This is a genomic window from Streptomyces sp. NPDC001617, from assembly GCF_053596855.1.
The window spans coordinates 44558-58000 of sequence record NZ_JBSFHA010000053.1 but is presented as its reverse complement, the minus strand read 5'-3'; the positions used below and the strand labels follow the sequence as shown (position 1 = coordinate 58000).

Below are 13443 nucleotides of genomic sequence, written 5' to 3'. Positions count from 1 at the left end.
CTCCTGAAGGGGCGCGGGGCTGTATCGACGCGCGGCTCCGAGCGTGGGCGCGACAAGCCGCCGCCGGCCCGCAGACCAAAGATCGTCCCCTTCCGATTTTCGCTGGGCTGTCTCCGCATCGGCCGGTACCGTGCGAGTCAGGATCAAGGGGGGGTGAGCTGGTGCGTCCCGTGCTGTTGGTGGATGTGGACGGGCCGCTGAATCCGTATGCCGCCAAGCCCCATCGCCGGCCTGAGGGATACGAGACCCACCGGCTGCTGACGCCGCGCTGGGAGGCCGCCGAGCGGCGTCGGCTGACTCTGTGGGGCCTGCCGAACAAGCCGGTGAAACCGTTGCGCGTGTGGCTCAACCCGCTTCACGGCCCGGCATTGGAGGCGCTCCCCTTCGACCTGGTGTGGGCGACGACGTGGGAGGAGGAAGCCAACGCTTTCATCGCACCGGTCCTGGGACTGCCCGAGCTGCCCTTCGTCGCCTGGTCCTCGCCGCGGGCCGAGCCCGGCGACGGTGTGTTCTGGAAGACGCCGGAGATCGTCGCGTGGGCGAAGGGCAGGGCGTTCGCCTGGATCGACGACGAGATCACAGCGGCGGACCGCGCCTGGGTGGAGGAGCACCACGATGGTCCCGCCCTACTGCACCGGGTCGACCCCCGACGGGGTCTTGCCGTCGAGGACTTCGCCGCGTTGACGGCCTGGGCGACCGGCCTGGACTGACTCCGGTCCCCGGTCACGCACTGGGCGCCCGCGGAAATCCCAGCCTCGGCGCCAGCCCACGCGCCTCCTCCGCCCACCCGGCAAGGAACGCAAGCGTCAACCCCCGCTCCCGATAGCGCAGTTCACCGGAGACAACCCCCGCACCGCCGTAGTCCACCTGCTCCTCCCCCGCCCTGGCCAGACTCAGCGCGGTGAGCCAGTCGTACTTGACCGCCGACGCGCACACGGCCAACCTCACCACCTGCTCGTCGCCTCGCCAGCCGCTCTCCCGCAGACCGTGCAGATACGCCTCGTACGCCCGCGCCGCATACTCGGGCAGACGAGCAGCCGGTACGAACAGGTCGAAGACCGAGTCGGGGAGGTAGTTCCCGAGGTCCTCACCGAGCGCCCCGTCACCGGCGAACGCCCAGTCGAACAGCACACTCTCCGCGCCGTCCGCACGGACATTCGCGGGCCACAGGTCGAGATGGCTGAAGGCACGCGGCAGTGCCTCCATGATGTCCACAAACCACTCGCGGTCATGGTGCAGCCGAACCATCTCCTGGCGCAGCCCGGCCGGAAAGTGGTCGCGCACCAGGGGCTGTTGCCAGGCTTCGTCGTCATCGAGAAGTTCCTGCCCGCGGGTGTTACTACCGACGTACTCACGCAGAAACCGACGCGAGAACCACGGCCGGTCGGCCACCTCACCCATGGCTCCCTGCGCGGCCCCCAGCCGACGCGCGTGTGAGACATGCCGGTCCAGCGACCAGGAGGTCCCCGGTTCGCCCCGTACGTCCTCCAGCCACAACGCCACGTCGCCGTCCGCTCGCTCGACACAGGCCAGCAGACGGGGCGCACGGACGCCGTACCGCTCCCACACCCGCACGAGCCCGGACTCGTACGCATCGGCCTCGCGCCGCCAGTAGTTCCAGTGCCGGGGGTCGTCCGTGGCCGCCCAGCGCCCGGTGGCCTCCTTGGTGCGGGTCAGGACCTTCAGGACGGCCGTGCGGCCACCGCCCGACACCCGCCACACGCCCGCTGTGACACCGTTCTTGGGGTTGTGCACGAGCGGTTCGAAGACGGCGTCGTCCGCGCCGAGAACCTCACGCGCCTCGGCGTTCGGGAGAGCGGTTTCAGGCATCCTCCAAGGATGCCGTCCGCCGCCCCCGCAGCCACACGTACACCGGAATCCCCGCGAACAGGAACAGCACACCCTGGTAGACGGCCGCGTAACCGGCTCCCGCGATCAGCCAGAAGGAGAAGGCGAAGGACAGGGCGGCGACGAGGAGGTCGCGGACGAGGCCTGCCGGGCGGACGCGGTCTCGCGTGCCCTGGGCCAGCCAGTACAGCTGGGCCGCGGCCGAGAGCAGGTAGGGCACGCAGCCTGTGAACGTCGTGATCAGGACGAGGACGCGGAAGGTGGTGTCCGGGCCGGCGGTGTAGTTGAGGGCGATGAGGAGCGTGCCGAGGACGGCCACCGCCCAGACTCCGAAGCCGGGCACGCCGCCCTTGCCGACGCGGGCAAACGGTTTCGGGAACAGTCCGTCGCGTGCGGCGGCGTACGGCATCTGCGCGGCCATGAGGATCCACCCGTTGAGGCAGCCGGTGATCGAGGCGACGGCGACCAGGGCCATCGCGGTGCCGCCCCAGGAGCCGCCGGTGATCGCGTTCACGGCGTCGGCGAAGGGGGCGCCGGAGTCGATCAGTTTGTCGTGCGGGACGAGGCCGAAGACGGCGACCGTGCCGAGGATGTACACGAGGGCGGAGGCGAGGGTGCCGAGGATGCTCGCGCGTCCGACGGTGCGCTCGGGGTCGTCGACCTCGCCCGCGCTGACCGCCGCCGACTCGACGCCGAGGAAGCTGTAGAGGAGCAGGGCGGCCGCGGCGGCGAGGGCACCCGGCGCGCTGTCGCCGGAAGCGTTGAACGGACCGAAGTTGTCCGCGTCGACGAAGAAGAGGCCGATCGTGGCGACGAGCAGCAACGGCACGAACTTCAGGATCGTGGACACGACCTGGACCGCCCCGACCCAGCGCGTGCCCGCGAAGTTCGCGGCGGCCGGCAACCACAGCGCGCCCAGCGCGACGACCGCTTCAAGGGCGTGGTTGCCGTGCAGCGGGATCAGGACGTCGACGTAGCCGACGACCGCGACCGCGAGGGCCGCGATACTGACCCAGCACATCGTCCAGTACGACCACGCCGACAGGAATCCCGCGAACGGGCCGAACGCGTCGCGCGGGTACACGTACAGGCCGCCGGTGACCGGGCTGCGCCGCGCCAGCTTGCCGAAGAGCAGGGCGAGCAGGACGGCGGCGACCGAGAGGACGACGAAGGCGAGCAGGCTGACCGTGCCGTACGGGGCCACGGCGGCGGGCAGGGCGAAGATGCCGCCGCCGATGATGTTTCCCATGACGAGCGCGGTGGCGGCGGCGAGGCCGAAGGTGCGGCGGCGCGGGGCGGGTGCGGCGGCCTTCTCGGCCTCAGAAGGCTCGGGGACCTTGGTGGTCTTCGGCGGCCCGGAAGGGTCCGCGGCCTCGGCGGGCCTGGTGGCGGTCATGGCGGTTTCCGTGGGGATGAGCGGGGACGGGGAGGGCGTGATCGTAACCCGACGTCCCACATGCTGGTCGATCTGTTCATGTACTGGACACAGACGGCCGCCGCATGCCGCTTCGCCTAGCCTCGTGGCATGACCAGCGACACCTCCCTCGCCGCAGCCCTCGCCACCGGCACCGTCGTCCTCGACGGCGGCATGTCCAACCAGCTCGCGTCCGCCGGGCACGACCTGAGCGACGAGCTGTGGTCGGCCCGACTGCTCGCCGAGCGGCCCGAGGCGATCACCGAGGCGCACCTCGCGTACTTCGCGGCGGGCGCGGACGTGGCGATCACCAGCAGTTACCAGGCGACGTTCGAAGGGTTCGCCAAGCGCGGTATCGGCCACGCCAGGGCTGCTGAACTCCTCGCGCTCAGCGTGGAGTTGGCCCGTGAGGCGGCCGGGCAGGCGCAGGCGAAGGGCGTGCGGCGGCCGCTGTGGGTGGCGGCCTCGGTCGGGCCCTACGGAGCGATGCTGGCGGACGGCTCCGAGTACCGCGGGCGGTACGGCCTGAGCGTGGACGAGCTGGAGGCTTTCCATCGGCCTCGGCTGGAGGTGCTGGCCGCCGCCGGTCCCGACGTGTTCGCCCTGGAAACGGTTCCCGACACGGAAGAGGCGCAGGCGTTGTTGCGGGCGGTACGGGGGCTCGGGGTGCCTGCCTGGTTGTCGTACACCGTCGAGGGTGGGCGGACTCGTGCCGGGCAACCGTTGGAGGAGGCGTTCGGGCTGGCCGCCGAGGTGGATGAGGTCGTCGCGGTGGGGGTGAACTGCTGTGCACCGCAGGATGTCGATCGTGCGGTGCGGACTGCCGCCCGTGTCACCGGCAAACCTGTCGTCGTCTATCCCAACAGTGGGGAGGCCTGGGATGCCGAGGCGCGCGCGTGGACGGGACGTCCCATGTTCTCGCCGGAGCAGGTTGCCGGGTGGCGGGAGTCGGGGGCTCGGTTGATCGGCGGGTGCTGTCGGGTGGGGCCGGGGGCGATCGCTGGGATCGCGGAGACCTTGCGCGCGGGGTAACGCTGCGGCGATCAGGCGCCGGCGCTCCCCTACTCGCCCTTCGAAACCGGTTGCCGTATTGTTTCCGCCGTTCTCCAGGGGTGGGCTTTCTCGTGTGCGGGAGAGGGGCGAGACAGGGATGACCAGGAAGAGTGAGGACGCGAGCCGCAGCACGATCCGGGATGTCGCGGCGCGGGCCGGGGTGTCCGCGTCGACCGTGTCTCGGGTGCTCGGTGGGGTGTATCCGGTGAGCGCGGCGACGCGGACCCGGGTGATGCGGGCCGTGCGCGAGATGGACTACGTCGCCGACGCGCGCGCCAAGGCGATCGCCGGGGTCGGCACACCCACGCTCGCGTTCGTGCTGGAGGACATCACCGGGCCGTCGTTCGCCCACATGGCGCACGGCGTGGAACGGGAGGCGACGCGGCTCGGGCATCTTTGTCTGGTGTGCAGCACGGAGGGGGACGTCCGGCACGAGCTGGAGTTCGTGGAGATGATGCGGGCCCAGCGGGCCGCCGCGGTGATCCTGGTGGGCGGCGCCGCCGACACCCCGGAGTACCGTGAGCGCACCCGCCGTATCGCCGACTCGCTCGCGTCGGCCGGCTCCCGGCTGGTGCTGTGCGGCCGGCCGCCGCTCGGCCCCGGGGCACCGGTGACGGTCATCGAGTACGACAACGAGGGCGGCGCGTACGCCCTGGTCGCCCACGTCCTCTCCCAGGGCCACCGGCGTGTCCTGTTCCTCGGCGGCAAACCGGACCACACCACGGCCCAGGGCCGGGAGCGCGGTTACCTCGCCGCCCACCGCGCCCGCGGCATCGAGCCCGACCCGGCGCTTGTGTTGCACGGCGACTTCACCCGCGACTCGGGCCACCGTCTGATGCGCCAAGCCCTGCAGAAGGAGCTGGAGTTCACGGCCGTGGTCGCCGCCACGGACATGGTCGCGGCCGGCGCGCTGACCGCCCTGCACGAGGTGGGGCTGAACGTGCCGGGTGATGTTTCGCTGGCCGGTTACGACGACATTCCGTTCGCCCGCGACCTCCATCCCGCCCTCACCACGGTCCACGTCCCGTACGAGGAACTCGGCCGCCTCGCCGTCCGCACCGCCCTGGGCCGCACCCCGGAGGCGCCGGACGAGCATCTGCTGTTGGGGACGCATGTGGTGGTCCGGGACTCCGTGGGGTCGGTGGACGGGTAGCAGGGGACGTCGAGGCCCTGGGTCAGCCACGCACCGAGGCCGTTCACGCACCCGTGTTTCCATCGGTGTTTCCGTCGGTGTTTCCGTTCAGTGCCGACGTGCCCCCGCCTCAGTGCCGACGTGCCCCCGCCGAGCGGCGCAGGCGGCGTACCGCCGAGCGCAGTTCCCCGGCGAGCAGAGGCGCGCCGTCGGCCGCACCGGCCGGGGCCGGTTCGCGGAGTGCGGATTCGGTGGCCGTCCACAGGGCGAGTTCGGCGTCGCGGGGGCCGTACACCGTGTGGGGTTCGCCCGCGTCGAAGATGCGCACCGGGTGCGAGTCGTTCCACGCCTCCCACCCCGGGTCGCCGTCCACCGCGAAACGCACCCACGCCTGGTGCATCGCCGTGGCCAGCTCCTGCGGCGCACCCTCTCCTGCGAGCTTGCGCGATTCCGGTACGTCGCCGGTGTCGAAGACGAAACCGAGCTCGAGGGCGTGGCAGGCCCCGAGGTCGGGGAGGGTGGAGGGCCAGGCGAACTCGTAGACGTAAGCGGTTTCAGGGCGGGCGTCGGCCAGACGGTGCAGCGGGATGCGCAGGAGGTGGTCGGTGACGAGCTGGCCGACGATCTCGGCCGTGCCGGCCTCCGGGCGGAGGGCGCGGTAGCCGCGGGGCACCTCGGTGCCGCAGTGGCAGCGGGCCATGGCTCCGGCGAGGGCGACTGCGCCGAGCCGGTCGACGCGTTCGAGGAGGCCGCCGGGGACGAGCCAGAGGCGGTACTCGTCGCTGGTCCAGCCCAGCATCAGGTCGACGTCCTCGGCCGCGTCGCCGTCGACGAGGGCCTCCAGGGGGTCGCGCGGGACGAGGTCGCCGTCGACGACCAGGCCGAAGGAAGGACCGCCGAGGACGGGGCTGCTGAGCCGGCCGACGTCCGCCTGGGTGCGCAGCAGCAGCTCGCGGTCGACGTCGGCGAAGGCCGCGGCGGTGGCGGGGATCTTCAGCCGGGTGGCCATACGGCGCACCATCCGCCGTACCTTCTCCCGGTCGAACGCTTCGGGCGGCCCGCTCTGCAGGACCGCCCGTCGCACCAGGCCCCGCGCCTGCGGGGCGGCCACCAGGGCGCCGATGCTGATCGCCCCCGCGGACTGACCGAAGAGGGTGATCCGGTCGGGGTCGCCGCCGAAGGCCGCGATCGACTCGTGCACCCAGCGCAGGGCGGCGAGCTGGTCGCGCAGTCCGGGATTGGCGGGGGCGTCCGGGAAGAGGCCGTAGCCCTCGACGCCCAGCCGGTAGTTGATCGAGACGAGGACGACGCCGTCGCGGGCGAAGCTCCGCCCGTCGTACACCGGGATGGCGGAAGAACCCCTGGTCAGGGCCCCTCCATGCACCCACACCAGGACCGGGAGCCGGGCGGCGGGGCCCGGCTCCGGCGTCCAGATGTTCAGGTTGAGGCAGTCGTCACCCGGGACGACGGGGTCGGAGAGGTACTTCTCGAAGGCCTCGGAGTACGGCGGTTTCGGCGGCGTCGGCCCGAAGGACCCCGCGTCGCGCACACCGTCCCAGGGCTCGGGCGGGACGGGCGGCCGGAACCGGCGCGGACCGAAGGGGGGTGCGGCGTACGGGATGCCCCGGAACACCGCGACCCCGTGCTCGTAACGGCCGCGCACCGCCCCGTACGGCGTGCTCACCACGGGGTCCCTCTGGACTGCTGTCGTCATGTGCCCACCAGCCTCCTCACCGCGCCTCCGCACCGGTAACAACAGAGCATCACAGATCGCTCCGGTATTCCGGTGCAGAGCGCGATTCGGCCGCTACTCGGCGTAAACGCTTACTTGGCGTACATCAGCGTGCCGAAGCCGAGCTGGTCGTAGCCGCCGCTGGTGGAGCCGTAGTCACCGCCGCCGCCCTCGGGGGCGACGAGGTCGTAGTACATGGCCGAGATGTACTTGTCGTCCAACGAGAGGCGCCGGTTGTAGTGGAAGTGGAGCATGGCCCACACCGGCCGGACCTGGCCGCGGCTGGCGGTACTGATCACCGTCTGGGACGAGGTGGCGCAGCTCTGGCCGGTGCCCCAGGTGTAGGTGGTGAAGGGGACGGCGTCGCCGCTGTTGTACTTGGCCACGTACTGTGCGGCCTTCATGAACCTCCGGCTGTCGTAGGAGTACAGGTCGTCGCCCTGGTTCCAGGCCATCTCGCAGATCGCGCCCATCTGGCCCATGCCCATGACGCTGTGGCCCTGGTCGCGACCGGACTCCTGCCACTGGCCGAGGGCGTAGCCGTCGGAGTCGGTGTACAGGTAGGGCACGGCGTGTGCGAGGGAACCGTTTCCGGCGCCGGACTTGAAGTACGTGACGGCCTGGTCGTACTTGGAGCTGTCCTCGTTGAGGATCCCGATGGCCAGCACCGAGGCCATGTTGCACAGGTCCCAGTTGGCCCAGTAGTTGGTGATGCAGGCGTCGTTGTGGTTGGTCAGGAAACTGTTGTTGAGCGGGTAGAAGACGTTCGCCATCATCTCCTGGGCGGCGGCGAGGTCGAAGCCGTCGTAGCCCCGCATGAGTTCGCAGGCGTTGGCGAACTGCCAGCCGTAGATGCCGGCCGCGAGGAATCTGTCCGCGTTGCCGGTGACCGCGGTCAGCGTGGTCGACCAGGCGTTGAGGATGGCGGCGGCGCAGGCCGCGTTGGCCTCGGTGCCACCGACCTTCCAGCGCAGGGCGTTCTGGTAGGCGGCGGCGATGTCGTTGTAGAGCAGACCGTAGTTCTCTCCGCTGTCGGCTCCGCGGACGATCGTGGCGGTCGCCCGGTTGGTCCAGGTGGACTGGGAGTGGGAGTTGGCGGTCAGCTTGTTCCAGCCGGACAGCCAGGGGTCGGTACCGGCGGCGACCCGTACCTTGGCGCGGTTGATGTCGCCGGCGTTGTGGAGCATGCCGGGGTGGGTCCAGGTCGACGGTGCCGCGCCGGCGGTGCTGTCCGCCAGTGCGACCGCCGAGCCCCCGAGGGCGAGCGCGGCGGTGAGTCCGCCGGCGGTCCGCAACAGACCACGTCGGCTCAACTCGCCCTGCTCAGGGGGCTGGTGGGGGGAAATGCGGCTCATTTCGGTACGACTCCAATCCGTGGGGGGATCAGTCGGGGTTGATGCTCACCTCGTCGAACTCGGTGGTGCCGAGGGCCAGCGGGCTGCGGGAGCAGACGACCGGACCCACGTGGAAGGGGGCGTCACCGAACCCGGGGATCTCGCCGGAGGCGAGGTCGGTCCAGGTGACGCCGTCATCGGTGGAGACAGCCGCGGCGAAAGCGGTTCCCGTGCGCTTCAGCCGCAGTGACAGGGGCAGTTGTACGGTCGTGGTCCCGGAGAGGACGGAAGCACCGGCGACGATCTTGCGCAGCATCAGCTGCGCGCTCGTTCCGCCGGTGACGATCACTCCGGCGGCCTGGTCGAAGGGGGACAGGGACTTGGCCATCAGCAGCCCCACCCGGTCGGCGGTCGCCCCGGCACGGGAGACCAGCCGGGCGGTGACCGTGCAGTCGCCGGTGACGGGCTGCCGTACGAACTGACCCGTCATTCCCTGGCCGTTGACGGTCAGGTCGACGCCCGCACCCCGGACGATGAAGGTCCCGTCCTCGTACGACGTGCTGCCCGGAGTGCGGATCGCGACCACGCCGAGCGTCCCGTAGGCCCGGTCGTCGAGGATCACGTCGCCGAGGTCGCCGTAGGTCCAGGGGGCGGGCGGGGGTGTGCCGACGGTGAGGGTGAGGGTGCCGGACCCTTCTCCGGCCGCGTTGCCGGCGGTGGTCGAGACCGTGAACTCCCCTGTCTCATGCGGCGATCCGGAGATCAGGCCGGTGCGTCCGTCGACGCGCAGGCCGTCGGGGAGACCGTCGGCGGTGAAGCGGATCGGCTCGTGCGTGGCGCGCAGGAGGTGCCGGAAGGGGACGCCCCTGTTCGCGAACGCCGTGGTGGCGGAGGTGAGTTGGGGTGTCGCCGGGGTCGGCATCTGTGCTGCGGACGGTTGCGAGAGCGGGCCGCGGCCGCCGGAGTTCGTCTTCGCGACGGCGTAGTGGTACGTCGTCCCGGGGGTACCGGTGGCGTCCGCGTAACGGATACGGGTGCCGAAGCCGACGGGGCCGATGGCGGTCGCGAGGGTGTGGTACGGACCGTCGGCGCTCTCGGCGCGCAGCACCTTGAAGCGGGCCGAGGGGTCCGGGTCGGTCCAGGTCAGCTCGACGGCGTCGGCACCGGTGGCGGCAAGCAGACCGGTGGCGGTACCGGCGGGCCGCGGCACGCACCAGACGTCGCCCCGGTCCGAGGTGACGGTGACGTTGTCGAAGGCGCCCGTGCCGGTCTCGGCGTAGTCCTCGTCGACGCCAAGGCAGGAGGTGAGGACGAGTCCGGCGTACGCCGCGCGCCCCAACTCGAGCTCGGTGGAACCGACTTCGGTCCAGCGAATGCCGTCCGGGGAGATCGCCCCGGTGCAGCGACGGCCCTTCCTGGTCACCCGGACCCAGTAGGGCGCCCGCAGCCGGTAGCCGTCACCCGCGCCCTCGACGTACGGGGCCTCGAGCGGAGTCGCCGACTCGGGGAGCGCGCCGAGGCCGGAGATCGGGAAGGCCGCGTTGACGGTGATGGCGTCCTGCTGGGCGGGCGGCACGGGGGTGCTGCCGGTGGCGGAGATGTCCGCCCCTTCCGTGGCCCGTACGCTCCACACGCCGCTCCAGGTGTGCAGCGGCAGCCCCTGGATCAGCATGGCGGCGTGCGCCGCGTCCGCGTCGAGGGAGGCCCGGAGGGTGACGCCGATCTTGGAGTACTGCGAGCTGAGCGGCCACACGATCCGCGCGGTGACGCTGCCGTCGCCGCGCAGGGGCACATGGGCGATCCGGTAGGTGTCGGTGGTGCCGCTCGCCTCCAGGACGAAGCGTTCACCGTCGAAGGCGGCGGAACCGGGGATCTTCACGGTGCCGAGGTCCTGGCTGGACCAGGGGTCGGGGAGGCCGGCGGTGGCGCAGGCGGGGCTCGAATCACCGCTGCCGCCTCGGGCGTTGGTGGCGCTGACCGTGTAGTGGTACGTCCGCCCGGGGCGGACCCCGTCGTCGGTGTACGTCGGCTTGTCGAGGTCCCGGGCGATCTCCTCGTACGGGCCCCCGAGCTCGCTCGCCCGGCGGACGGTGTATGTGCTCGCCCACGCCGACGGCAGCCAACTGACGCTGACGGAACGGGAGTCACCCACCGCCGTCACGCCCGCAGGTGCCGTCGGCACGGTCGAGGCCGGGGCCGTCGTACCGGCGTAGGCGACGGTGCCCCAGCTGGGCAGGTCGTCGTTGCTGCCCTCGACGACGCGGGTACCGCCGGTGCCGCGGAAGACTGCGGCCTTGGTGTACGGGGTGTCGAGGCCGCGGACGCCGGCGTAGTGGGCGTAGGCCATCTCGTAGATCGGCGGGAGGGTGCCGCGGCCGGTCGCGGAAACGGACGTCTTGATGTACTTGCCGGTGCGGTCGAGGGCGGGGGTGAAGGGGACGTCGTTTCCGAGGTTGTATCGGGCGTCGTACTCGAAGTTGGCGAGGATGCGGTGGTCGTCGAAGCCCCACAGGTCGACGCCCTGGTTCCAGGCGACCTGGGCGATGTCGCCGGTGAGGCCGACGGCGAGCTGCTCGTGGCCCTGGTCGCGGCCGGACTCCTGACCCTGGCCCGCGTCGGTGACGATCCGATGCAGGATGCCGCCGTTGCCCGCGCCGGCCGCGGCGAAGCGCAGGGCGTCCTCGAAGAGGACGGGTTTCTCGCAGAACACACCGATGGCCAGGATGGTCTGCAGGGCCGTCAGGTCCCAGTTGCCGTTGGCGTAGAGCATGTAACCGGATACCGCCGGATACCAGACGTCGAGGAAGGACGCCTCGCAGCGTGCGATGTCGTCGTCCGCCCATCCGTCGTAACCGGTGTGGCGCAGCAGCTCGGCGGCGTTGACGAACTTGAAGGCCTGGAGGCCGGCACCGAGCGGGCCGTCGGCGCCGGTGATCGCGGTCAGCGAGGCCGACCAGGCGTTGAGGATGTCGCGGGCCTTGTCGGCGTGCGCGGTGTCGCCGGTGACGGCCCACAGGAGGGCGTTCTGGTAGGCGGCGGCCGAGTCGGCGACGGCCTGGTTCTGGAAGTTGGTGGGGCCGCGACCCCAGGAGGTGATCTGGCCCGTGTTCTGGATGGCGTACGTCGACTGGGAGCGTGCGTGGGCCGCGAGCGCCAAGTAGCCGTCGTAGACGGGGGATTGCTTGGCCGCGACCGCCGCCTTCATCCGGGCGAGGTCGGTCGAGGTGTGCAGGAGGCCGGGGTGGGCGAAGAGTCTGCTGCCGGTGGCGTTCGGTTCGGCGGCCCGGGCGGCGGTGGGCACGAGCAGTCCGCTCGCGCCCGCGGCCAGCATCAGGGCCGCCGTGCCGCCGAGGAAGGTCCGGCGGCTCGGTCCTGGGGTGATCATGACGCGGCGGCCGCCTCGGCCTCGGCGGTCGTGAGGAACTTCAGGTTCGTCACGTGCTCGTTGTAGAACCACTGGATGGCGTCGGTGGTGTAGTACCAGCTGGGCTTCCTCATCGAGTCGGCGATGACGACGCCGTTGATCACCAGGTTCTCGAAGGTGACGTTGTTGATGGCGTGATCGGCGTCGTAGCCCAGGAACAGCGACGGGTTGGCGTGCGTGCCCGTGTAGCTGAGGTTCTTGACGTAAACGTCTTCGATACCGCGACCGACCGAGGTGTTGTACTTCGGGTTGTACATCACCTTCATGTAGATGACCTGACCGCAGCGGAAGTCCTCGATCCGGACATCCTCGATGCGCACGTTCTTGATCAGGTTGGAGTCGCCGGGGTTGAGGGCGATGCAGCCCTGGTAGTTCATCTGGGGTTCGCGGTGGTCGAGGATGTCGATGTTCCTGATGAGCAGGTTCTCGATGGTCTCGGGGGCGTCGGTGTTGCCGTGGGTGCCGATGTTGATCGGGTGGGCGACGTCGGCCCACAGGGTGCAGTTCTGGACCGTGATGTCGCGGGTGTCGCCGTAGTAGTCCCAGCGGTGGGCGTAGATCGCGACGCAGTCGTCGGAGTTGCGCAGGAAACAGCCGTCGAGGACGACGTCGGAGGAGGAGAAGATGTCGATTCCGTCGCCGTTTCCGCGCGAGCTGAAGCCGCGGACCTTCTTGTAGCGGACGTTCTGGCTCTCGCCGATGGTGGAGATGTAACCGCCCCTCGGGTTGAGCACGATGACATCCTGGGCGCAGATGTTCTTGCTGCCCTCGACGAGAATGCCGTTGTACGGGCTGGCGATCACACCGTGGCCCTTGATGCCGGCCTTCTCGACGTCCTTGAAGTACACCTGCGCGCTCAGGACGGCGCCGCCCGCCAGGTAGACGGTCTTGCCGCTGGGCACGTTGAGGACGTTTCCGGTGACGGTGTGCACGCCGGGGCCGAAGTAGAGGACGTCCGGGTCGTCCTCGGCGGGCGGGTTCGGGTCGATCCGGTTGGTGATGATGTGCAGGCAGTCGAAGATCTCGGCATTGATCTGGACGACCAGGTCCTTGGGCTCGTCGAGGGTGAACACCAGGGTGTCGCCGCCGAGTTCGGGCTTGATGCCGTACGAGTCCGGTCTCACGCGGGCCGTGGTGGTGCCGCCCTTGAGGTAGGTGATCTCCAGCTCGACCGAGCCCCGGAAGTCGAAGTACACCATCGAGGAGTTGTAGACCTTGCCGGAGCCGGTGGTGGGGTTGATCTCCTCCAGCTGCGGCCGGTAGATGTCGAGGGTCTGCCAGTCGCCGTCGGGCGCGGTGCGCACCCGCACCTTGAAGCCGGCGTTGGTCGGCATGCCGGACGGAAGCGGGTAAGTGACCAGCTTCGGCGCGGAGTTGGCCTCGTCCGCATGGGCCGTCGTGGCCGTCAGACCACCGGAGAGTCCGGCGGCGAGGACCGTGGCACCGGCGGCCTGGAGCGCCGTACGACGGGACAGGGGCGTGTTCATGGTGCGACTCCTTGCAACA

General features: G+C 70.5%; 9 protein-coding genes. 3 read left to right on the top strand and 6 right to left on the bottom strand.

Features of this window, described 5'->3' with window-relative positions; translation table 11 throughout:
- Nucleotides 1-158: 158 nt before the first annotated feature.
- A complete protein-coding gene (locus tag ACWC09_RS32960) occupies nt 159-710 on the top strand; it encodes a hypothetical protein (RefSeq protein WP_450854603.1) in 552 nt (183 codons plus the stop codon).
- Nucleotides 711-723: 13 nt separating this feature from the next.
- On the opposite strand, the gene ACWC09_RS32955 is transcribed toward ACWC09_RS32960, so the two are convergent.
- Both ACWC09_RS32955 and ACWC09_RS32950 read right to left on the bottom strand, forming a co-directional pair.
- Complete coding sequence (locus tag ACWC09_RS32955) at nt 724-1830, bottom strand: aminoglycoside phosphotransferase (protein ID WP_450854582.1); 1107 nt, start codon at nt 1828-1830, stop codon at nt 724-726.
- On the bottom strand, nt 1823-3244 hold the full coding sequence (locus ACWC09_RS32950; RefSeq protein WP_450854581.1) for an amino acid permease: 1422 nt from the start codon (nt 3242-3244) through the stop codon (nt 1823-1825). The genes ACWC09_RS32955 and ACWC09_RS32950 overlap by 8 nt, the downstream gene beginning before the upstream one ends.
- A gap of 129 nt (nt 3245-3373) precedes the next feature.
- On the opposite strand from ACWC09_RS32950, the gene mmuM reads away from it, so the two are divergent.
- Together mmuM and ACWC09_RS32940 are read left to right on the top strand one after the other, a co-directional pair.
- Nucleotides 3374-4294: a homocysteine S-methyltransferase gene (gene mmuM, locus ACWC09_RS32945; protein WP_450854580.1), complete on the top strand. Its 921-nt coding sequence runs from the start codon at nt 3374-3376 to the stop codon at nt 4292-4294.
- Nucleotides 4295-4412: 118 nt separating this feature from the next.
- Nucleotides 4413-5468 carry a LacI family DNA-binding transcriptional regulator gene (locus ACWC09_RS32940; RefSeq protein WP_450854579.1) on the top strand — a complete coding sequence of 352 codons (1056 nt, stop codon included), beginning with the start codon at nt 4413-4415 and terminating at the stop codon, nt 5466-5468.
- A 109-nt stretch (nt 5469-5577) separates the two neighbouring features.
- Here the strand turns inward: ACWC09_RS32940 and ACWC09_RS32935 are convergent, their stop codons facing one another.
- The 4 genes from ACWC09_RS32935 to ACWC09_RS32920 form a co-directional block, all read right to left on the bottom strand.
- Nucleotides 5578-7161 carry a carboxylesterase/lipase family protein gene (locus ACWC09_RS32935; RefSeq protein ID WP_450854578.1) on the bottom strand — a complete coding sequence of 528 codons (1584 nt, stop codon included), beginning with the start codon at nt 7159-7161 and terminating at the stop codon, nt 5578-5580.
- Between the two features lie 110 nt (nt 7162-7271).
- Nucleotides 7272-8534, bottom strand: a complete 1263-nt coding sequence (locus tag ACWC09_RS32930; RefSeq protein ID WP_450854577.1) for an alginate lyase family protein — start codon at nt 8532-8534, stop codon at nt 7272-7274.
- A gap of 28 nt (nt 8535-8562) precedes the next feature.
- Nucleotides 8563-11898 carry an alginate lyase family protein gene (locus ACWC09_RS32925; RefSeq protein ID WP_450854576.1) on the bottom strand — a complete coding sequence of 1112 codons (3336 nt, stop codon included), beginning with the start codon at nt 11896-11898 and terminating at the stop codon, nt 8563-8565.
- Complete coding sequence (locus ACWC09_RS32920; protein WP_450854575.1) at nt 11895-13424, bottom strand: glycosyl hydrolase family 28 protein; 1530 nt, start codon at nt 13422-13424, stop codon at nt 11895-11897. Before ACWC09_RS32920 ends, ACWC09_RS32925 begins: the two co-directional genes overlap by 4 nt.
- Nucleotides 13425-13443 lie beyond the last annotated feature (19 nt).